This window comes from Pseudomonas sp. AMR01, assembly GCF_041946035.1.
GTDB classification, from domain to species: Bacteria; Pseudomonadota; Gammaproteobacteria; order Pseudomonadales; family Pseudomonadaceae; genus Aquipseudomonas; species Aquipseudomonas antarctica_B.
The window spans coordinates 34,710-55,844 of the sequence record NZ_JAUTYR010000029.1; the positions used below are offsets into that span (position 1 = coordinate 34,710).

The window sequence follows — 21,135 nt, forward strand, 5'->3', positions numbered from 1 at the left end:
GCCCCGCCTTGGGTCGGGCATCCGCCCCCGAGTCAGGTCGAGGGCGAATGCCTAAGGCTTTTTTGGCCAGGAGGGCACATCCCGGCGTGCGCCCATGGCAGAAGCCTGCGCGGGCATATCGCCCCATTGGCCTTGACCGGGTGAGGTGTCGGAGGGCTTTGGCGCCTGCCCTTGTTCAGCAGGGCTGGACGGCGGAAATTGCTCCTGACGGCGGTGGCGCAGGGCAAATTCAGCCACGGCCTCGATATCTTCTTCGGCAATGGCGGCTGCGCCACGCCACGCGGCATGCGCCCTGGCACCGCGCAGCCAGACCAAGTCGGCGCGCAAGCCATCGACACCGGCAGCAAAGCAGCGCTCGGTGATCTGCGCCAAGGCGTCGTCATCCAATTCAATGCTGTCGAGCCGCGCCCGCGCCTGGGTGCAGCGCTCGCGCAAGGCTGCCTGCGGCTCGGCCCACTGCTTGCAAAACCCGACGGGGTCACTGTCGAAATCCAGGCGACGGCGGATGATCTGCCCGCGCTCGGCCGGCAGGGTCTGCCCGCTCAGCGCCACATTGAAGCCGAAGCGGTCGAGCAGTTGCGGGCGCAACTCGCCCTCCTCCGGGTTCATGGTACCGATCAGCACGAAACGCGCGGAATGCCGATGGGAGATGCCGTCACGCTCGATCAGGTTGGTGCCGCTGGCGGCCACGTCCAGCAGCAGGTCAACCAGGTGATCGGCCAACAAGTTGACTTCATCGACGTACAGCACGCCGCCATCCGCCTTGGCTAATACACCGGCGGAAAACTGCGCGCGACCTTCGCCCAGCGCCGCGTCCAGATCCAGCGTGCCCACCAGGCGCTCTTCGGTAGCGCCCAATGGCAAGGTGACAAACTGACCACTCGCCAACAGGTCTGCCAAGCCGCGCGCAAGCGTGGATTTGGCCATCCCGCGCGGGCCCTCGATCAACACACCGCCGATCTTCGGGTCAATGGCGGTCAGGCACAGCGCCAGTTTCAATTCGTCAGCGCCGACCACGGCGGACAGCGGAAAATGCGGGATATCAGTCATGCGAGCCCTCGGTCAACTTCATCAATCTGGAAATGCCCCGTGGCAAGCGGGCCTACTGTGGCAAACAGGCTTGCCCTGGAGAGCGGGCTTGCTGTGATAAGCAGGCTTGTTGTGGCGAGCGGGCTTCTTGTGGCGAGCAGGCTTGTTGTGGCGAGCGGGCTTGCCCCGCGTTGGGTGGCGAAGCCGCCCCAATACAGGCAAACGCGGTCTGCCAAGCACTCCTCTGCGCCTGGTTCTGGGGCTGCTGCGCAGCCCAACGCGGGGCAAGCCCGCTCGCCACAACAAGGCTGCTCGCCACAGTGTGCCTGCACGCCCCGACAGACGTGCCCGCTCGCTGCAACTGACCGCCAACAACACGCCAAGCGCGGCATCTCAGCTGTCTTCTTCTATGTCCAGCAACAGGTTTTCCAGGGCTTCCTTATAAGCGCCCGGTTCCTGCCACATGCCGCGCTGTTGAGCTTCGAGCATGCGCTCGGTCATGTCGCGCAGGGCGTCGGGGTTGTGCTGCTGCACAAAGTCCCGGGTATCAGGGTCAAGCAAATACGCGTCGGCAAGCAACGCATATTGGTGATCATCGATCAGCGCGGTGGTGGCGTCGAAGGCGAACAGGTTGTCCACCGTCGCCGCCATCTCGAACGCGCCTTTATAGCCATGCCGCTTCACGCCCTCGATCCACTTGGGGTTGGCGGCGCGGGAACGGATCACCCGGTTCAGCTCTTCCTTCAGCGTGCGGATTTTAGGCAGGTCCGGCTGGCTATGGTCGCCATGGTAGCTGGCGGCCTTGTCGCCGCTCAGGGTTTCCACGGCGGCGAGCATGCCGCCCTGGAACTGGTAATAGTCATTGGAGTCGAGCAGGTCATGCTCGCGGTTGTCCTGGTTCTGCAACACGGCCTGCACCTGACTCAGGCGCTGCGCGAACTGTTCGCGGGCGGCGGTGCCTTCATCCGACCCGCCATAGGCATAACCGCCCCAGTTCAGGTACACCTCGGCCAAGTCTTCGCGGCTTTGCCACAGGCGACCGTCAATTGCGCCCTGCACACCTGCGCCATACGCGCCGGGCTTGGCGCCGAAAATGCGCCAGCCAGCCTGTTTCGCCGCCGCCTCTTCATCCAGGCCAGACGCGAGCAGCGCCTCCCGCTCGCTGCGCACTTTGGCGGCAAGCGGGTTCATGTCGTCCGGCTCATCCAGCGCGGCCACCGCCTGCACCGCCGCATCAAACAGGCGGATCAGGTTGGCGAACGCATCGCGGAAGAACCCGGACACCCGCAGCGTCACGTCAACACGCGGGCGGTCGAGCAAGCTGATCGGCAGGATTTCAAAATCATCCACGCGCTGGCTGCCCGTCGCCCACACCGGGCGTACGCCCATCAGCGCCATCGCCTGGGCGATGTCGTCGCCGCCGGTGCGCATGGTGGCGGTACCCCAAACCGACAAACCGAGTTGGCGCAAGTGGTCGCCGTGGTCCTGCAAATGCCGTTCAAGAATCAAATTGGCTGACTGGAAACCGATCCGCCACGCCGTGGTGGTGGGCAGGTTGCGCACATCCACGCTAAAGAAATTGCGCCCGGTGGGCAGCACATCCAGGCGACCACGACTCGGCGCGCCGCTTGGCCCGGCCGGCACAAAACGCCCGCTCAGGGCATCCAGCAACCCTTGCATCTCTGCCGGGCCGCAGGCATCCAGACGCGGCGCGACGACGATGCGCAGGCTTTCGATCACCGCCTTCACGTCTTCCCAACCGGGTTCTTCCAACTGCTCAAGCGGCCCTTCCAGCGCCTGCTCGATCAAACGCGCGGCGTACAATTCCAGGCGCTCGCGGGTATCGCCGGCGGTGCGCCACAACTGCGCGTCAATCTGTTGCAGTACCTCGGGACGGCGCCCGGTCCAGGGCTCGGCCAGCGCACAGTCCAGCGGATCAAAACCCAGCTGGAATGCCTTGGCCAACACCCGCAGCAAACTCGATTGCGGGCCACGCCCGTCGCCACGGGGGATGCGCAGCAAGGCGAGCAAGGTGTCGATGCGCAAGCGGCCTTCGGGCGACTCGCCGAAAATATGCAGCCCGTCGCGGATCTGCGATTCCTTCAAATCACACAAATAGGTGTCGAGGCGCGGCAGCCAGATGGCGGCGTCGGCGTCGCTGTCCATTTCAAGCTCTGCGTCGATGCGGGTTTCGCGCACCAGCTTGAGAATGTCTTTTTGCAGCTCAAGGGCACGTCGCGGGTCGAGCAACTGCGCCTCGTAATATTCATCGGCCAACAGCTCAAGATCACGCAGCGGGCCATAGGTTTCGGCGCGGGTGAGCGGCGGCATCAAGTGGTCGATGATCACCGCCTGAGTGCGGCGCTTGGCCTGGGCGCCCTCGCCCGGGTCGTTGACGATAAACGGATAGATATTCGGCAAAGGCCCCAGCAGCGCGTCGGGCCAGCAGTTTTCCGACAGCCCAACGCCCTTGCCCGGCAGCCATTCGAGGTTGCCGTGCTTGCCCACGTGAATCACGCCGTGGGCGCCGTAGGTGTGGCGCAACCAGAAGTAAAACGCCAGATAGCCGTGGGGCGGCACCAGGTCCGGGTCGTGATACACCGCGCTGTGGTCCACCTGATAACCGCGCGCCGGTTGAATGCCGACAAAGGTCAGGCCCAGGCGCAGGCCGGCGATCATCATGCGGCCATCGCGGCACATAGGGTCGTTTTGCGGGTTGCCCCAGCGCGCTGTCACCGCTTGGCGATTGGTTTCAGGCAAGCGATTGAACATCGCCTGGTAATCGTCCAGGCCCAGGCTTTGGTGGCACGGACGCAAGTCGAGGCTGTCCAGGTCGTTGGTCACGCCGCCAAGCAAGTCGTGGATCAGCGCGGTGCCGCTGCTCGGTAAAACATCGGGCACCGGATAACCTTCAGCCTGCAGCGCACGCAGGATATTCAGCGCCGCCGCCGGCGTATCCAGGCCCACACCGTTGCCGATGCGACCGTCGCGAGTCGGGTAGTTGGCGAGGATCAGCGCGATGCGTTTGTCGGCATTCGGCACCCGCGCCAGCTCGACCCAACGCCGCGCCAGTTCGGCAACAAAATCCATACGCTCGGGCGCAGCGCGATAGCACACCACGTCCGACTGGCTGCGCTCACTGCGCCAGGCCAGGTCCTTGAAGCTGATCGGCCGGCTGATGATGCGCCCGTCCAGCTCCGGCAAGGCAATGTGCATCGCCAAGTCACGCGGGCCGAGGCCTTGCGCACTGGCCTTCCAGCCGGGCTCATTGTCTTGGGCGCAGATGGCCTGGATCACCGGAATATTGCGACGAAACGGGCGCACATGCGGCGCTTCGGGGCTGGACTGGGCGAAGCCGGTGGTGTTCAGAATCACCGCTGCCTGCACGTCATCCAGCAGGTCCTCGACCACCGTGAGGCAACCGGGCTCTTTTAAACTGGCCACCGCGATGGGCAACGGGTTAAGGCCCGCCGCCTGCAAGCGTTGGCAAAACACGTCGATAAAGCCGGTATTGGCCGCCTGCAAATGCGAGCGGTAGAACAGCACGGCGGCCACCGGGAACTCGGGGTTCCAATCCGCTTGCCAATCATTCAAGCGAGCGTCGGCTTTACGCGGGTGATAAATCGCCGTGCGCGGCAGGGTGCGCGGTTCGGCCCAGGCATAGTCGCGACCCAGGTATTCACTGGCCAGGCAGCGATAAAAATCCAGAGCATTGCCCATGCCGCCCTGGCGCAGGAAGTGCCACAGGCGGTCGCGCTCAGCCACACCCACTGTGCTCAAAGCGCTGAGTTCCGGGTCGGGGCGATCACACCCCGGCACGAGGATCAACTGCACGCCGCGCTCGGCCAACTCCACCAGGCGCTCGATGCCGTAACGCCAATAGCCGATGCCGCCATGCAGCGAAATCAGGATGACCCTGGCGTGGCGCAGCACCTCATCGACGTAGAGGTCGACCGAAGCGTGATTCTGCACCTGCATCGGGTTGGCCAGGCGCACGCTGGGGTAGTCGTCGGGCAACTGCTGCGCCGCTTCGGCGAGCAGCGCCAGGCTCGAATCACCGCTGCACAGGATCACCAGTTCAGCGGGGGTTTGGCCGAGGTCGGCAATATTGTCGTCCGCGACAAAACCACCGGGCTGAGTCCTGAGCAGGTGCATGGGTTAAACGCTGAGCGCGGCGCGCAATTGCGCTTCAAGGCCCACCGCATCCAGCTCTTGGCCGATCAGCACCAGGCGCGTGATGCGCGCTTCGTCAGCGCCCCAGGCGCGGTCGAAATGCTTGTCGAAGCGCGTGCCCACGCCCTGAATCAACAGGCGCATCGGCTTGTTCGGGATCGCCGCGAAGCCTTTGACGCGCAGGATGCCGTGCTGCACCACCAGCTGGGTCAAGGCGTCGAGCAGCAGCGACTCGTCAGCTTGCGGCAGGTCGATGGAGATCGAGTCAAACGCGTCATGGTCGTGATCGTCTTCACCTTCGTGGTGATGATCGTGATGGCTGTGGCGCCCGTCGATGTGTTCCTCGGAGCCTGCGCCCAGGCCGATCAACACGTCCAGCGGCACGCGACCGCTGCTCGCTTCGATGATTTTCACCGCTGGCGGCAATTCTTCAGCGACTTCCAGGCGCACGCGGGCCAGGTCTTGCGGGCTGATCAGGTCGGATTTGTTGAGGATGACCAGGTCGGCGCTCGCCAGTTGGTCGGCGAACAGCTCGTGCAGCGGCGATTCGTGGTCCAGGTTCGGGTCGAGTTTGCGCTGAGCGTCTACTTGATCCGGGAACGCGGCGAACGTGCCAGCGGCTACGGCCGGGCTGTCGACCACGGTAATCACCGCGTCAACGGTGCAGGCGCTGCGAATTTCCGGCCACTGGAAGGCTTGCACCAGGGGTTTTGGCAGGGCCAGGCCCGAGGTCTCGATGAGGATGTGGTCGAGGTCACCGCGACGCGCCACCAACTCGCGCATCACCGGGAAGAACTCTTCCTGAACCGTGCAGCACAGGCAACCGTTGGCGAGTTCGTAGACGCGGCCGTTGGCTTCTTCTTCGGTGCAACCGATGGAACACTGCTTGAGGATTTCACCGTCGATGCCCAGCTCGCCGAACTCGTTGACGATCACGGCAATGCGACGGCCCTGAGCGTTGTCGAGCATGTGGCGCAACAAGGTGGTTTTACCCGAGCCGAGAAAGCCGGTAACGATGGTGACGGGGAGTTTGGCCAGTGTTTTCATCGGATGCCCTTTGGGGCGGGCATACGGGACGATAGGCCCTGCGACAGCGCGCAGCAGCTGATTTCGTCACCGGATCACCCCGCCCGGTTAAAGTAGAAAATCGGTCACGAGGCAGGTCTCCTGGCTTGGGGCTTGCGGGTCTCTCGACCGGCGCCGGCTGCGCCTTCCCGCCGTAGTGGCAGTGGCGTGGCAGTCAGTTAAACCCTTCACAGTTGCGGGGGCAGCCACGGCTTGAACCGTGTTCCCTTCTTAGCTTCGACCTCGGTCGAAGAACCTCGAAGGTGCAAGGCTACAGGTGCTCGGTCAGTTTGACTACCGCCGCTCTGCATGCTTTCCTACCCGCCTTGTTTCGGGTGCCCTTCACAGGGTGAAACGGGAAACCGGTGACTCATGTTCACACGACAGTCCGGTGCTGCCCCCGCAACGGTAAGCGAGCGAAACGTCATATCCACTGTGCCCCTTGGGCATGGGAAGGCGACGTTTTCAGGCTGACTCTCCCGCAGAGCGCCCCTCGCAAGCCCGGAGACCGGCCCGAAAAAATCAGATAACAAACCCGCGGTGGGCGGGCGCTGTTCGAACCCTGCGTGCCCGGCTCGCGGGGTCTTATGCGCCTGCGTCACCCTGAAACCCAGAAGGGACGCGCCATGTCGATCATCAGTAGCACCTCGCACACCGCCAGCAGCACCGCCACCTTGAGCCAACGCCTGACCGCCGCCATCGGCGCGTCGATCCTCGGCGCGTGCCTGGTGTATTTCGCCGGTTTCTCGCACATCGAAGCGGTGCACAACGCCGCCCACGATACTCGCCACAGCGCCGCGTTCCCGTGCCACTGAGGCCTGTCGACATGATCAAGCGCATTGCCCAGACCGCAGGTTTTACCGGCCTGCTCGCCGCCCTGTTGCTGACCCTGCTGCAAAGCTTCTGGGTCGCCCCTTTGATTGTGCAGGCGGAGACCTTTGAAAAGGCTCCGGCAGCGCATGAACATGCCCCTGGCGCAGCGGCGCACACTCACGACGCCCAAGCTTGGGAACCGGAAGACGGCTGGCAGCGCGTGCTGTCGACCACCGGCGGCAACTTGGTGGTTGCCGTGGGCTTTGCGCTGATGCTGGCTGGCCTTTACACCTTGCGCGCGCCAACCCGCGCGGCCCAGGGCCTGTTATGGGGCTTGGCGGGTTACGCGACCTTTGTTTTGGCGCCCACGCTGGGCCTGCCGCCTGAGTTGCCGGGTACCGCCGCTGCTGATTTGGCACAGCGCCAGGTCTGGTGGATCGGCACCGCCGCGTCCACGGCTGCCGGTATCGCGTTGCTGGTGTTTGGCCGCGGCTGGCTGTTGAAAGTGTTGGGCGTGGCGATCCTGGCGGTGCCGCATGTAATCGGCGCGCCGCAGCCTGAGGTGCATTCGATGCTGGCGCCGGAGGCACTGGAAGCGCAGTTCAAGATTGCCTCGCAGTTGACCAACGTGGCGTTCTGGCTGGCCCTGGGCCTGATCAGCGCCTGGCTGTTTCGCCGCAACCGCGACGGTCAATACTCGGCATGACCCTGGTGGTCGGCCTGGGCTGCCAACGGGGTTGTGACGTTCACACCCTGCTGGCGCTGTTTGACGCCGCCCTCGCCGAGGGCGGTATTGAGCGCTCGCGCATTACCGCCCTGGCCAGTATTGATCGCAAACAGGATGAGCCGGGGTTGCTCGCTCTGGCCGAACACCTGAGCCTGCCCTTTCAATGTTTCAGCGCAGAACAACTGGCCCCCTATAAGGGCCGCCTGAGCCACACATCCGACGTGGCGTTTGCCCACACCGGCTGTTACGGCATCGCCGAAAGCGCGGCCCTGGCCCTGGCTGAACACCTCTGCAACGCCCCTTCGCGGCTGCTGATCACCCGCAAAAAAACCGCCCAGGCCACCTTTGCATTGGCTTGCGCAGGCTAAAATCCCGATAATCAGTGCGCCCGATCATGAGCACTTTTCATGCTCGCCCGTTTTTCGACAGGAACCCCCCATGACCGTCTACTTCATCGGCGCCGGCCCCGGCGATCCGGAATTGATCACCGTCAAAGGCCAGCGGCTGATCCGCAGCTGCCCGGTGATCATTTATGCCGGCTCACTGGTGCCGGCGGCGGTGCTGGAAGGTCATCAGGCGCAACACGTGGTCAACAGCGCCGAACTGCACCTGGAACAGATTATTGAGCTGATCAAGGCGGCTCACGCCAACGGTCAGGACGTGGCGCGCGTGCACTCCGGCGACCCGAGTCTGTATGGCGCGATTGGTGAACAGATTCGCCACCTGCGGGCGCTGGGCATCCCGTTCCAGATCATCCCGGGCGTTACGGCGGTGGCAGCCTGCGCGGCGCTGCTGGAGGCCGAGTTGACGCTGCCCGACATTGCCCAAAGCGTGATCCTGACGCGCTATGCCGATAAGACAAGCATGCCGGCAGGTGAGGATTTCGACAGCCTGGCGCGTCACGGCACCACCATGGCGATTCATTTGGGAGTTAACCATTTGGAGAAGATCGTCGCTGAACTGCTGCCGCATTACGGCGCGGATTGCCCGATTGCCGTGGTGCACCGCGCGACCTGGCCGGATCAGGACTGGGCTGTCGGCACCTTGACGGATATCGCGGCGAAGGTGGCGGCGAAAGGGTTTCGGCGCACGGCGTTGATCCTAGTTGGCCGAGTGTTGGCAGACGACAGTTTCAGCGAGTCCTCGCTGTACCGCGCAGGCCACGCTCACCTTTATCGCCCCTGAATAAGCAATGGCATGAATGCAAAAACCTGTGGGAGCGGGCTTGCCCGCGATGGCGGTGTATCAGTCCATAATTCAATCATGGGTAAAACGCTATCGAAGGCAAGCCAGCTCCCACAGTTGAGCTGTTTTGTTAGATAGATTGTGTAAGGTATTGAATTTCAGGCATAAAAAACGGCGCTCACGGGGCGCCGTTTTTTATGTTCGCAGTGAACACCTTACTCAGTAGTAGGCGTTTTCTTTCTGCGTGTGGTCAGTCACGTCGCGTACGCCCTTGAGCTCCGGGATGCGCTCGAGCAGGGTGCGCTCGATGCCTTCACGCAAGGTCACGTCCGCCTGGCCACAGCCCTGGCAGCCGCCGCCAAACTTGAGCACGGCGATGCCGTCATCCACGACGTCGATCAAGCTGACCTGACCGCCGTGGCTGGCCAGCCCCGGGTTGATCTCGGTTTGCAGGTAGTAATTGATGCGCTCGTTGACCGGGCTGTCAGCGTTGACGTTCGGCACCTTGGCGTTGGGGGCCTTGATGGTCAGCTGGCCGCCCATGCGATCGGTGGCGTAATCGACTACGGCGTCGTCAAGGAAGGCTTCACTGAAGTTGTCGATGTACGCGGTGAAGCTTTTCAGCCCCAGGGCGGTGTCTTCAGGTTTTTCTTCGCCGGGTTTGCAGTAGGCAATACAGGTTTCTGCGTACTGGGTGCCGGGCTGGGTGATAAAGACGCGGATGCCGATACCCGGGGTGTTCTGCTTGGACAGCAGGTCAGCCAGGTAATCGTGGGCGGCGTCGGTAATGGTTATGGCAGTCATGGAAACTCCTCACAGGCTTGGCGGGAGTTTACGCCAAATTGTTGCGCAGGTACAAAGTCCTAGTGTTTTTGTCGGGTTATTTTTGGATGCTTATCCGTTGGTGCGTTAGGCCTGATATCGGTTCGGCTCTTTCAGCGGGTCACTTTGGCGAGAGCCCCAAATGCCGGCCCAGCCGAAAGGTCTGTGCCCAACAGTTGTTGCGCTTGTCACGGCAAGCCGCCACAACAACATGAGCGATATTCATGCAAAACCTGTACATGCTCTAATTTGGCACAGGTTTGCTATGATTCACACCCTCCGAAATGCCTGACCAGAGTAGTCCCATGTCCGATCGTAGCGCTCGTCTGCACGCCCTTCATCAAGCCCTCAAGGAACGCATCCTGATCCTCGACGGCGGTATGGGCACGATGATCCAAAGCTACAAGCTGGAAGAACAGGACTACCGTGGCAAACGCTTTGCCGACTGGCCCAGCGACGTCAAGGGCAATAACGACCTGCTGGTGATCACCCGCCCTGACGTGATCGGCGGCATCGAAAAAGCCTACCTGGATGCCGGCGCCGACATCCTCGAAACCAACACCTTCAACGCCACCCGTGTGTCCATGGCCGATTACGGCATGGAAGAACTGGCCTACGAATTAAACGTCGAAGGCGCACGCCTCGCACGCAAGGTTGCGGACGCCAAGACACTGGAAAACCCGGCCAAGCCGCGTTTCGTCGCCGGTGTGCTCGGCCCGACCAGCCGCACCTGCTCGCTGTCGCCGGACGTGAACAACCCCGGCTACCGCAACGTGACCTTTGACGAGCTGGTGGAAAACTACACCGAAGCCACCAAAGGCCTGATCGAGGGCGGCGCCGACCTGATCCTGATCGAAACCATCTTCGACACCCTCAACGCCAAGGCCGCGATCTTTGCCGTGCAAGGTGTGTATGAAGCGCTGGGCTTCGAACTGCCGATCATGATCTCCGGCACTATCACCGACGCCTCCGGCCGCACCTTGTCGGGCCAGACCACCGAAGCGTTCTGGAACTCGGTTAGCCATGCCAAGCCGATTTCCGTGGGCCTGAACTGCGCCTTGGGAGCCAGCGAGCTGCGCCCGTACCTGGAAGAACTGTCGAACAAGGCCAACACCCACGTTTCTGCGCACCCGAACGCCGGTTTGCCCAATGAATTCGGTGAGTACGACGAACTGCCGTCGGAAACTGCCAAGGTCATCGAAGAATTCGCCCAAAGCGGCTTCCTGAACATTGTCGGCGGCTGCTGCGGCACCACGCCGGGCCACATTGAAGCCATCGCCAAGGCCGTAGCCGGTTATGCGCCGCGCGCGATCCCGGACATTCCCAAGGCGTGCCGCCTGTCGGGTCTGGAGCCGTTCACGATTGATCGCAGCTCGCTGTTCGTCAACGTCGGCGAACGCACCAACATCACCGGTTCCGCCAAGTTCGCCCGGCTGATCCGAGAAGACAACTACACCGAAGCCCTGGAAGTCGCCCTGCAGCAGGTGGAAGCCGGCGCCCAGGTGATCGACATCAACATGGACGAAGGGATGCTCGATTCGAAGAAGGCCATGGTGACCTTCCTCAATCTGATTGCCGGCGAGCCGGACATCTCCCGTGTGCCGATCATGATCGACTCCTCCAAGTGGGAAGTGATCGAGGCCGGCCTCAAATGCATCCAGGGCAAGGGCATCGTCAACTCCATCAGCATGAAGGAAGGCGTGGAGCAGTTCATTCACCACGCCAAACTGTGCAAGCGCTACGGCGCGGCGGTGGTGGTGATGGCGTTCGACGAAGCCGGCCAGGCCGACACCGAAGCGCGCAAGAAAGAAATCTGCAAACGCTCCTACGACATCCTGGTCAATGACGTCGGCTTCCCGCCGGAAGACATCATCTTCGACCCGAACATCTTCGCGGTCGCCACCGGTATCGAAGAGCACAACAACTATGCCGTCGACTTCATCAACGCCTGCGCCTACATCCGCGACGAACTGCCGTACGCGCTGACCTCCGGCGGCGTGTCCAACGTGTCGTTCTCGTTCCGCGGCAATAACCCGGTGCGTGAGGCGATTCACTCGGTGTTCCTGCTGTATGCGATCCGCAACGGCTTGACCATGGGCATCGTCAACGCCGGCCAGCTGGAAATTTACGACCAGATTCCCGCCGAGCTGCGCGACGCCGTGGAAGATGTGGTGCTCAACCGCACCCCGGAAGGCACCGACGCCCTCCTCGCCATCGCCGACAAGTACAAGGGCGACGGCAGCGTCAAGGAAGCCGAGACCGAAGAGTGGCGCGGCTGGGAAGTGAACAAGCGCCTGGAGCATGCCCTGGTCAAGGGCATCACCACGCACATCGTCGAAGACACCGAGCTGTCGCGCCAATCCTTCGCGCGCCCGATCGAGGTGATCGAAGGCCCGCTGATGTCCGGCATGAACATCGTCGGCGACCTGTTCGGCGCCGGTAAAATGTTCCTGCCCCAGGTGGTGAAATCCGCGCGCGTGATGAAGCAAGCCGTGGCCCACTTGATCCCGTTCATCGAGCTGGAAAAAGGCGACAAGCCGGAAGCCAAGGGCAAGATCCTGATGGCCACGGTGAAAGGCGACGTACACGACATTGGCAAGAACATTGTCGGCGTGGTGCTCGGTTGCAACGGCTATGACATCGTCGACCTCGGCGTGATGGTGCAGGCAGAGAAGATCCTGCAAGTGGCCAGGGAGCAGAAGTGCGACATCATCGGGCTGTCTGGCCTGATCACGCCGTCCCTCGACGAAATGGTGCACGTGGCCCGCGAGATGCAGCGCCAGAACTTCCATTTGCCGCTGATGATCGGCGGCGCGACCACCTCCAAAGCGCACACGGCGGTGAAGATCGAACCCAAGTACAGCAACGATGCGGTGATCTACGTGACCGACGCCTCGCGGGCGGTCGGCGTGGCCACGCAGTTGCTGTCCAAGGAATTGAAGGCCGGCTTTGTCGAGAAGACTCGCCTGGAGTACATCGACGTGCGTGAGCGCACCTCGAACCGCAGCGCCCGCACCGAACGCCTGAGCTATCCGGCGGCGATTGCCAAGAAGCCGCAGTTCGACTGGAGCACTTACACCCCGGTGACGCCGACCTTTACCGGCGCCAGGGTGCTAAACAATATCGACCTCAACGTCCTGGCCGACTACATCGACTGGACGCCGTTCTTTATTTCCTGGGACCTGGCAGGCAAATTCCCACGCATCCTGACTGACGAGGTTGTAGGTGAAGCCGCCACCGCGCTTTACGCCGACGCCCAGGAAATGCTCAAGAAACTGATCGACGAAAAACTCATCAGCGCCCGCGCGGTGTTCGGCTTCTGGCCGACCAACCAGGTGCAGGACGATGACCTGGAAGTTTACGGTGACGACGGCCAACCGATCGCCAAACTGCATCACCTGCGCCAGCAGATCATCAAGACCGATGGCAAGCCAAACTTCTCCCTGGCCGACTTTGTCGCGCCCAAGGACAGCGGCGTGACCGACTACATCGGTGGTTTCATCACCACCGCCGGCATCGGTGCCGAGGAAGTCGCCAAGGCATATCAGGACGCCGGCGACGATTACAACTCGATCATGGTCAAGGCCCTCGCCGACCGCCTGGCCGAAGCCTGCGCCGAATGGCTGCACCAGCAAGTGCGTAAAGAACACTGGGGCTACGCCAAGGACGAACAGCTGGACAACGAGGCCCTCATCAAGGAGCAATACAGCGGCATCCGCCCTGCCCCTGGCTACCCGGCGTGCCCGGACCACACTGAAAAAGCCCAGTTGTTCCAACTGCTGGACCCAGAGGCCCGCGAAATGCAAGCCGGGCGCAGCGGCGTGTTCCTCACCGAGCATTACGCGATGTTCCCGGCGGCGGCGGTCAGTGGCTGGTACTTTGCCCACCCGCAGGCGCAATACTTTGCCGTGGGCAAGGTCGACAAGGACCAGGTGCAAAGCTATACCTCGCGCAAGGGCCAGGACCTGAGCATCACCGAGCGCTGGTTGGCGCCGAACCTGGGTTATGACAACTGAGCCGTCGCTCTCTGCCACCCCTCATCTCGGCGCCTGACAGCGCCGGGCTGCGGGGCGTCCGGCTATTGGCGGGTTGACGGGCCAGGCTGCGGCGATGCCGGCGGCCCTGCCTGAGTCTCGGGAGTCAAGATGAGTGCCTCCTGGCGCGACAGCCCCATCAGCCTTTGCGCCCGCGTACTGCCCAACTCGACCTCCAACAGGTTAAGCGCCACCTCGTATCGCTCCTGACTCGCAGTGCCCGCTACCCGATCGCTGTGTTCGTCCTCCAGCGCCTCTTGTCTGCTCAGCGCATTCGTCTCCAATGCCTCGAACACTTCGGGATACTGCCCTTTCAGATAGTTGATCCAGTAATCGCGGGAAATCAGGCTTTCATAGAACGCATCACTGGCCTCCGCGGCAAGTACGCTGTCGCGCGCCTCGATCAACCGTTGCCCCTCGATCGGCCGGGCATAGGTCATATACGAAGGCTGCCCCGGCAGCTCCAGCCCATCGGGCCAGACGTTGCGCATGCCGATGCGGTACTGCAGCCGCCGCTCGGCGCTGTCCACGGCGCGACTGCCATGGATTTCCGACAACGTGTCGACCCGGTCCAGGCGGAACAGGCCCCGGGACAAGTTCAACAAACGCTGACCTCGCTGGCGTAAATCATCGGCCGGTACACCCAGCAGCTCGCGCTCTTCGTAAACCAGCACCTCCATATTGCTGAAGGTCAGCGTGCGGCCGTCGATGCAGGTGTTATGGGTTTGCGCGGCGGCGAATAACACCTCGCGCTGTTCTGCACGGTAGGCGGCGGACTCAATCACCTCCCAGACCCGCCGGGTGAGATCGGCACGGGTAAACCTGAATTCAGCCGTATCTTGCAGTCGCGCCAGCAGGTGAAAAAATGCTTCATGACCTGGCTCCTGCGCCAACTGCCCCCACTCCAGGCGCCTGACCGCCTGCAGCGCAGCCGGCGTATTCATCAGCCAAGGGGCCAACGCCGCCTCTCCCGCGTCCCCATCAGGATCAATAATGAGTTCAAGGGGTTCGTAGGCTTCGTCCACATCAGTCTCAGAATCGCTGGCGGATTCATCGCTTGAATCCTCCCGGGAAGTGGCTTCACTGCCCGCTTCGGCCTCTTCAAACGCGGCAATCCTTTGACGAATCTCACTCTGCGAAAACCCCATCAACGGCGCTGTGGTCCCATTCGGGCTGTAGCGACTCATCTGCTCGAAGCTATGAAGCGTCAGGTCGGCGTTTTCCGAAAGGTCGATGCCCGCCACCAGTTCCTCATGGGTTCCATCGAGCAAGCGGTCCGGAAAATCGGTCAGCTCGTTGCCGCTGAGGTCCAGGGTGCGCAGGTTTGGGGCCTCCAATACGCCTTCGGGCCAAAACGCGATCCTGTTGTAGCTCAAGTTCAGGGTTTGCAGTTGGTTGAAGCCAGTGCCGACGAATTGACTCAGGTTGTTGTGACTCACATCCAGCCAGACCAGCCCCGCGACTTTTGGGTGTTGATACAGCGCCTGGGTGTCGGAGAGCTGGTTGCTGGCCAGCTCCAGCCGCTCAAGCTGGGGCATGCGCAGGACTGCGTCGGGAACGCCGGTCAGGCCGTTGCCGCTCAGCACCAGGTTGCGCAGTTGGGAAAAACACTCAAGAAAGGCATTGGAGCCTTGAACGGAAATGCGCGCACCGCTCAGATCCAGGGTTTGCACCCTCGGGAATTGCACGTTCAGCCCAGGCAAATCGCCGGTTTGCAGGCCTTGCAGATTCAGCTCCTGACGCGCCTTGGGCAACAGCCCGCCTTGCCAGCATTCGCGAATATTGGCGGCGACGGTCCTGCGCGTGGCAGCCGAAGCATGCACGCCCGGGCCTTGCGGCTCGCGGGTATAGAGCCAACCGTTGAGCTGGCGCGTAAGCGTCTCGAAATCCTGGTGCCACGCGCTCAACTGCGTATTGATTTGGGCATCGCTCATTCCACCGCTGCGCAGTTGTTCAATCCGTTGCAGCGCCTGTTCATCAGTGACCGCCGGGTTCAAGCGCTGCAAGCGTTTGACAAAGCCTGCCGGCCCTTGCAGTTCAACGAGGGGCTCGGGCAGCGGTAACAGCGTGCGCGCAAGCGAACGAGCGGTATCCAGTGGTGGAAACGTGGCGGGGACGGGCTCCTGCTCAAACCGCTGCAGTGTGCCTTCCGGCAACCCTTTGGCAGCCTCGACCCGCTTGCGTGCCGCTCGTATATCTACATCACCCCTCAGCCACGGGTTGCCGAGCGTGTTGACCTTCATCAGCGCCTCATCGTTGCTCAGCACCTGCGCCGGTATCGTCAGCAAATTGTTGTCCCGGATGTCGACCCATTCCAGTTGCGGCAAATGCTCAGCGCCCGCTGGCCAGGCCGTCAGGTTGGTCGCTTTCAGGTTCAGCGCTTCAAGGCAAGTGAGCGCGCTCACATCCACCACGCCCAGCGGGTTATCGCTCAGGTCCAACCGTTCAAGGTTGCTCAAGCCGTTAAGTTGCGCCTGAACCTGAGGGGTAACGACCAGGCGGTTGCGGGACAGGTTGAGCGACGTCAAGGCCGGAAAATCGGCAGCGTGAACAGGCCACTCGGTCAAGCTCACCTCGTTGAGTTCAAGGGATCGCACATCAGAGAAGGCACGCAGGAACCCGCGAGTCTGCTCAAGGGTTTCGCCTGCCCAGTTCATGCGCAGCGTTTTTACGTGGGAAAAAGACCCGGCCGGCAGCTCGGGAAGCTTGACCCGGTTATCCGGAAGACGCGCCACAAACCCTTTGGATTCCGGCGACGGCAGTTGCAGCACCGACGCATCCAGGTCCACGCCATAGCGTTTGGCCGCAGCACGGCCCCAACTGGCTTTCAGCGCATGGATAACGCTCGACCTTTCGGTGGTGTGCCAGGTGGACCGCAGGAGCCTGAACCTGAAGTTGGGGAGCGCGGGTTCGTAGAACCTGTCGAAAAGTGCCGCGTGTTCTGCGCTGAGCGCGTCGATCGCCGCGAAGCGCGCTTGCGGGGTAGGGAAATCCGTGAGGATCCTTTCATGCAGCACCTGCGCAATCGGGTGATGGTTATACAGTGACTGCAGTTCGCCCTTGGCATAGTCACGCACCATCAGATCCAGGTCGATCAAATGGCCTGCCGATGCCGATGAAAGGCTCGCGAACGCATACACGGGCTTGAACGCGTCGCGGGAAAATCTCGACCAGTTCAGCGATAAACCGGACAGCAACTTCTCATGGCCGACGTAGAGGCGCTCGGGGAGCGCGCTGATGTTGGTACTCGCAAGGTCAAGACGCTCCAGCACGGGCAGCTGTTCAACGCTGGACGGCCATTCCCACAGCACTGTGTGTGCTTCAACCTTGAGTTTTTTAAGGTTCACCAGCGCGGAAAAATCCAGCATGCGCATGTCCGAATGATCGCGCCCGGTGTAGTCGATGTGCAATTCCTCAAGGGCTGTCAATTCGCGCAGGTTTGTACTGAAATCTGCGACCGCCGCGTATTCATCAAGATGGAACTTCAACTGTTTGAGCGCCCGCATCGCCTTCACCGACTGCGGCAAGGTGGTAAGACAGCGACGGTTGATTCCCGCCAAGGATTCCAGCGGGTTTACCTGCTCTATCGTCAGTTTCTCAACCTCGGGGAAGCGTTGCAGAAATGCATCGGCATTGGCGTCATTCATGCCGCGCCCGCTGATGGACAATTCGCGTATATGAGAAAAATCGGCCGTCAGCGCTGGCAGCGTGTCCCCTAGCACGAGCCTGAGACTTGCGGCTGCAGATATTCGCCCAGCCAAGGGGGCACGCCGCCATGCCTGCTTGAGCGCCGTCGCGGCTTGCCGTCTGCTGGTTGATTGCCTGCTGAAGGGATCGGGCTGCGCACCAGCGGGTTGTCTCACCCATTCATCGAGCGTCGACTCCAGTGCCTGGTATTCACGGCTCAGGTTGTGCAAGTGGTTGAAGATGGCTCTATCAGTAGGGTACGTGCGACGTAATTGGAGGATAAACCCGTCGGCCTCACTGTCGGACATTTCGGGATAGACATCACGGGCACGCGTACTCAGGCTCGGGTTCAGGCCTTCACCGCGACCACTGGCGTAATAACCCACCAGCTTGCCGTTGACCCGCACCGGCGGCTTGAACCCTTTGCGCTGCGGCTCCAGCAGCTGTGGGGTTTGACTGCGATTAAGCTCGGCAAACGCGATGATTCTGGCTTGCAGTTGAGCGCTCTGACTGACCTGCGGCACACCCAGCGCCTGCCGTGCTTCATCGGGCAGGGCATGCATCAGCGAGGCATAAAAGTTATCGCCCTCTTTGGGCAAGCTGTTGAGTTCCTCCCCGCGTTCATTGAACGCCTGGAAGCGCGGGCCTTTTTTCACCAGGTATTTCTTATGCCGTGCCGTGTCTGGGCCAATGCTGTCCAGCAGCGTGCCGCTGGCACTGCCCTGGCGAACTTCCAGACGCAGGGTGTCCGGCCAACCGGGTAGTTTTTCCAGGGTATGCAGCGCCAGCCGTCGACTGTCCGCCGAGGCCATGGTATCGCTGCGCAAGCCCGCATACGCACGGGTCTGTCGACCCTGGCGTGCATACCAACGGGCCTCCTCCAGCATCGGCAGAGGCACCCGACGAGTCGCCTCCAAACGCTTGAGGTCATCCAGCGAAGCGTTGGCCAGTGTTTCCTGGGCCGCGGCTTCGCTAAGCCCAGGGCAGGTACGTTGTAGAAGCTTGATCTGGGTATTGTCTGGTTCGGTACCCGCGTAAATGCTGTCGAAAATGGCGGGTTTGCGGGTCTGGGCATACTCGGCGATTTGCTTGGCAAACTCCTGCGGCCTCAAGTGCTTCAAGCGCGCGCCCTCGCCGCCCAGCAGGCGTGTAACCTCTGAATCGTCCAATGCCGCCAGAATCACCGCAGGCAGTTGCCCGCCCAAGACATCGGCCCGGCTCACCTTGATGGCGGCCTTGGCGACGGCACCACGCGGCAAGCGCCCTGCGCCGTATTTGACTGACTCCCCCGACAATCCAGGCCCCTTGAATACCTCCAGCACCCGCGTGTTTGGCCAGCGTGGCATCTCGGTCACCAGGGGCAGCACGTATAAATACCGCTCAGTGATCGGTTGGGTGCCTTGCAACTGGGCAATCACCTGCTCGACGCCCGCGTCGGCCTTGAACAGGCGCATCGCATCCAGCAGCTCAGGGGGCGGCGCTGCATGGTCCACGTGCATTTTGCGCAGGGCGTTGTCGCTGACGCCGCTGACATCCGCCACGTTGATCAACTCGGCATCGGAAAACGCCTCGGTGTCGTGACCCATTCGCCGCAACAGGGTAAGGCGGTCCCACTCCAGAGGGCGTTCCAAGGTATGGCGCCATGCGCCACGCCCGTTGCTGCCTAGAACAGGTTGGTAGGCTTCGGCATCCGTCGGATGCTTGATCCTCCACGTGTTGATCGAGTCATCGTAGAACGTCTCGTAGACCGCCTGGCCCTGGCGGATGTAGGTCTTGCCATCGAGTGTGTGTTGACCCAGGGCATTGGCGCCTGGACTCGCATCCAGCGTGACGGTACTTTCATAACCCTTCAGATCCGCCTTCCACAGGCGGGTTTCGCCGTTGGGCAGGGTAACGGGGCTGAGGCCTTCGAGCACCGGCTCCGGCTTGACCGCTCTGAACCTGCTGGCCAGCGCGCCTACTCCGGCCATCACAGCGATCTGTGCCAGGTTCTCTGCCACGTCCACCAAATGCGCCTTGGCCGCACGTTTATCGCCTTCGGCCCATTCAGCCGCGCCTTCCAGGGTTTCGGCCAGCAATTGCTCAACCATCAACCCCAACATTACTTCGCCCAGTACCGGCACGAACATAGAGACCAGGTTAAACGCCAGCATGCCCAGTTCCAGCACGTGCGCCAGTTTGGCCTCCCGCGCCTTGGTGTCGACTTCAGCGGTGGGCACGGCATGGGCACGGGCATCGGCCAGCACCTTGTCGCGGTGTTTTTCGTAGAGGAAGGGCCACAGGTCAAGAAGGCCGGAAAAGATACCTTTACCGCGAAAGGGCATCAGGTTACCGGGCGCAAGATAAGGGTCGTCTACCGGCTCCAGCTTCAGGTTTTTTTCAGGCGGCAGTTCTTTGATTTGGGTGAACACGGAGAGACCGAGGAAGGTTTCCACGAACGTTCGCCACGGCGAGGCCAACGGATTGCTCGGAGAATCAGCAGACCTTTGGGTGAACTGGCTGAAATAGTAGGGTTGCTGGTCATAAGGCAGGAACTGGCTGAAAAACCTTTGGTAGGCCGTCGGTGCGGGGTCGCCAGCCGCCATCCCATCGCGAGCGGTGAACAGACGCTTAAGCTCGTCGCACATTTGTTGCCGTGTATAGCGCTTGAGTGGGTGAGCCGGATCGTGAGGGATATACAGGATCAACTCGTCGCTGTACCTGTCACCGATCACAAAATAGACACAACCCACCAGTCTTTTTTTCATCAGGCTCATGTCGAACGGCCAGACCCGTTTGCCACCGAGCATGGGATAAACGTTGCCGCCGATCACCGAAAGAATCATCGCGTGATCCGCAGGTTCAATATCCCCGGCCAATACGGCGTAGTCGGCGGCGGCCTTCATGGTCGCCTTTTGGCTGGCAATAAAGTGTTGGCGAAGGGCCGGTTCAGGGCTCGTGTCCACCGGTTCAAAGAATGAGTTCAGGTAGGTCTGGTACTGCGCGCCGATGTCGAGGCTTCGGCACAACGACATAAACTGGCTGACCGTCAGGTTGACGGTCGTTGGCGTGTAGGTGCCGGCAGTGGCGGTTTCCAGCACATAACCCGAGGTCTTGTGGTAAGCACCCGGCTTGCACTCCCAGGCCTCGAAGTTATGCAAGGCCGCTTGCAACATCGGCAGCTTCAGAAACTCGAACGACGATATCTCCACTTGCAGCGCACTGACCGCCAGCGGGCGCCGCAGGCAGAGCAACGTCTTGTCGACATCGACTTGCACGTGATACTGGTCGTTCAAGGCCTTGAGCAGTAGCGGTCGCGCGAACGCATCGACGTCCAGGAACGTCTTCATGGTGGTGTCCAGTTGGACCTGGGCCGTCACACTGGCCTTGAGGCTTGCGTCGTAGGTTTTGCGTTGCTGGGGCGAAGCGTTTGCGTACCATGCCGGCAGGACTGGTTCGGCTTCTTTAAGCGCCAACCGACGGGCCGGTGTCGCGTCGACCAACCATTGGGGCACGGCCTTTTCGAGAAAATCGCCATGAATGCTCAGGGTCGCCGCGGGCGGCTTGCCAGCGTCGGGACGGGGCGGTAAATCGGGCATGTTGTCACTCCTGTTAAATGAA

General features: G+C 61.8%; 10 protein-coding genes and 2 riboswitches. Of the genes, 5 read left to right on the top strand and 5 right to left on the bottom strand.

The features are described from left to right. Window positions 1–51 precede the first annotated feature (51 nt). The 3 genes from Q7C20_RS20945 to cobW form a co-directional block, all read right to left on the bottom strand. Window positions 52–1,050, bottom strand: a complete 999-nt coding sequence (locus tag Q7C20_RS20945; RefSeq protein ID WP_375069909.1) for an ATP-binding protein — start codon at window positions 1,048–1,050, stop codon at window positions 52–54. Between the two features lie 372 nt (window positions 1,051–1,422). Then, window positions 1,423–5,184, bottom strand: coding sequence for a cobaltochelatase subunit CobN (gene cobN, locus Q7C20_RS20950; protein WP_375069910.1), 3,762 nt, complete (start codon window positions 5,182–5,184; stop codon window positions 1,423–1,425). Between the two features lie 3 nt (window positions 5,185–5,187). After that, on the bottom strand, window positions 5,188–6,249 hold the full coding sequence (cobW, locus tag Q7C20_RS20955) for a cobalamin biosynthesis protein CobW (protein ID WP_375069912.1): 1,062 nt from the start codon (window positions 6,247–6,249) through the stop codon (window positions 5,188–5,190). A gap of 92 nt (window positions 6,250–6,341) precedes the next feature. Then, window positions 6,342–6,542: riboswitch (cobalamin riboswitch) on the bottom strand. Between the two features lie 41 nt (window positions 6,543–6,583). After that, window positions 6,584–6,799: riboswitch (cobalamin riboswitch) on the top strand. 94 nt (window positions 6,800–6,893) lie between these two features. Between cobW and Q7C20_RS20960 the strand changes: the two genes are divergently transcribed. The 4 genes from Q7C20_RS20960 to cobM all read left to right on the top strand — a co-directional run bounded on the left by Q7C20_RS20960 (window position 6,894) and on the right by cobM (window position 8,992). Continuing rightward, window positions 6,894–7,082 carry a CbtB-domain containing protein gene (locus tag Q7C20_RS20960; protein WP_024075128.1) on the top strand — a complete coding sequence of 63 codons (189 nt, stop codon included), beginning with the start codon at window positions 6,894–6,896 and terminating at the stop codon, window positions 7,080–7,082. A gap of 11 nt (window positions 7,083–7,093) precedes the next feature. Continuing rightward, entirely contained in the window at window positions 7,094–7,786 is a 693-nt protein-coding gene (locus Q7C20_RS20965; RefSeq protein WP_375069915.1) for a CbtA family protein, read from the top strand. Further along, a complete protein-coding gene (locus Q7C20_RS20970) occupies window positions 7,783–8,175 on the top strand; it encodes a cobalamin biosynthesis protein (RefSeq protein WP_375069917.1) in 393 nt (130 codons plus the stop codon). The genes Q7C20_RS20965 and Q7C20_RS20970 overlap by 4 nt, the downstream gene beginning before the upstream one ends. Window positions 8,176–8,245: 70 nt before the next feature. Continuing rightward, a complete protein-coding gene (gene cobM, locus Q7C20_RS20975) occupies window positions 8,246–8,992 on the top strand; it encodes a precorrin-4 C(11)-methyltransferase (protein ID WP_375069919.1) in 747 nt (248 codons plus the stop codon). A 219-nt stretch (window positions 8,993–9,211) separates the two neighbouring features. On the opposite strand, the gene nfuA is transcribed toward cobM, so the two are convergent. After that, on the bottom strand, window positions 9,212–9,796 hold the full coding sequence (gene nfuA, locus Q7C20_RS20980; protein ID WP_027606479.1) for a Fe-S biogenesis protein NfuA: 585 nt from the start codon (window positions 9,794–9,796) through the stop codon (window positions 9,212–9,214). A gap of 323 nt (window positions 9,797–10,119) precedes the next feature. Between nfuA and metH the strand changes: the two genes are divergently transcribed. Continuing rightward, on the top strand, window positions 10,120–13,830 hold the full coding sequence (metH, locus tag Q7C20_RS20985; protein WP_375069922.1) for a methionine synthase: 3,711 nt from the start codon (window positions 10,120–10,122) through the stop codon (window positions 13,828–13,830). Between the two features lie 62 nt (window positions 13,831–13,892). Here the strand turns inward: metH and Q7C20_RS20990 are convergent, their stop codons facing one another. Beyond that, window positions 13,893–21,113, bottom strand: coding sequence for an NEL-type E3 ubiquitin ligase domain-containing protein (locus Q7C20_RS20990; RefSeq protein WP_375069923.1), 7,221 nt, complete (start codon window positions 21,111–21,113; stop codon window positions 13,893–13,895). Between the last annotated feature and the right edge of the window lie 22 nt (window positions 21,114–21,135).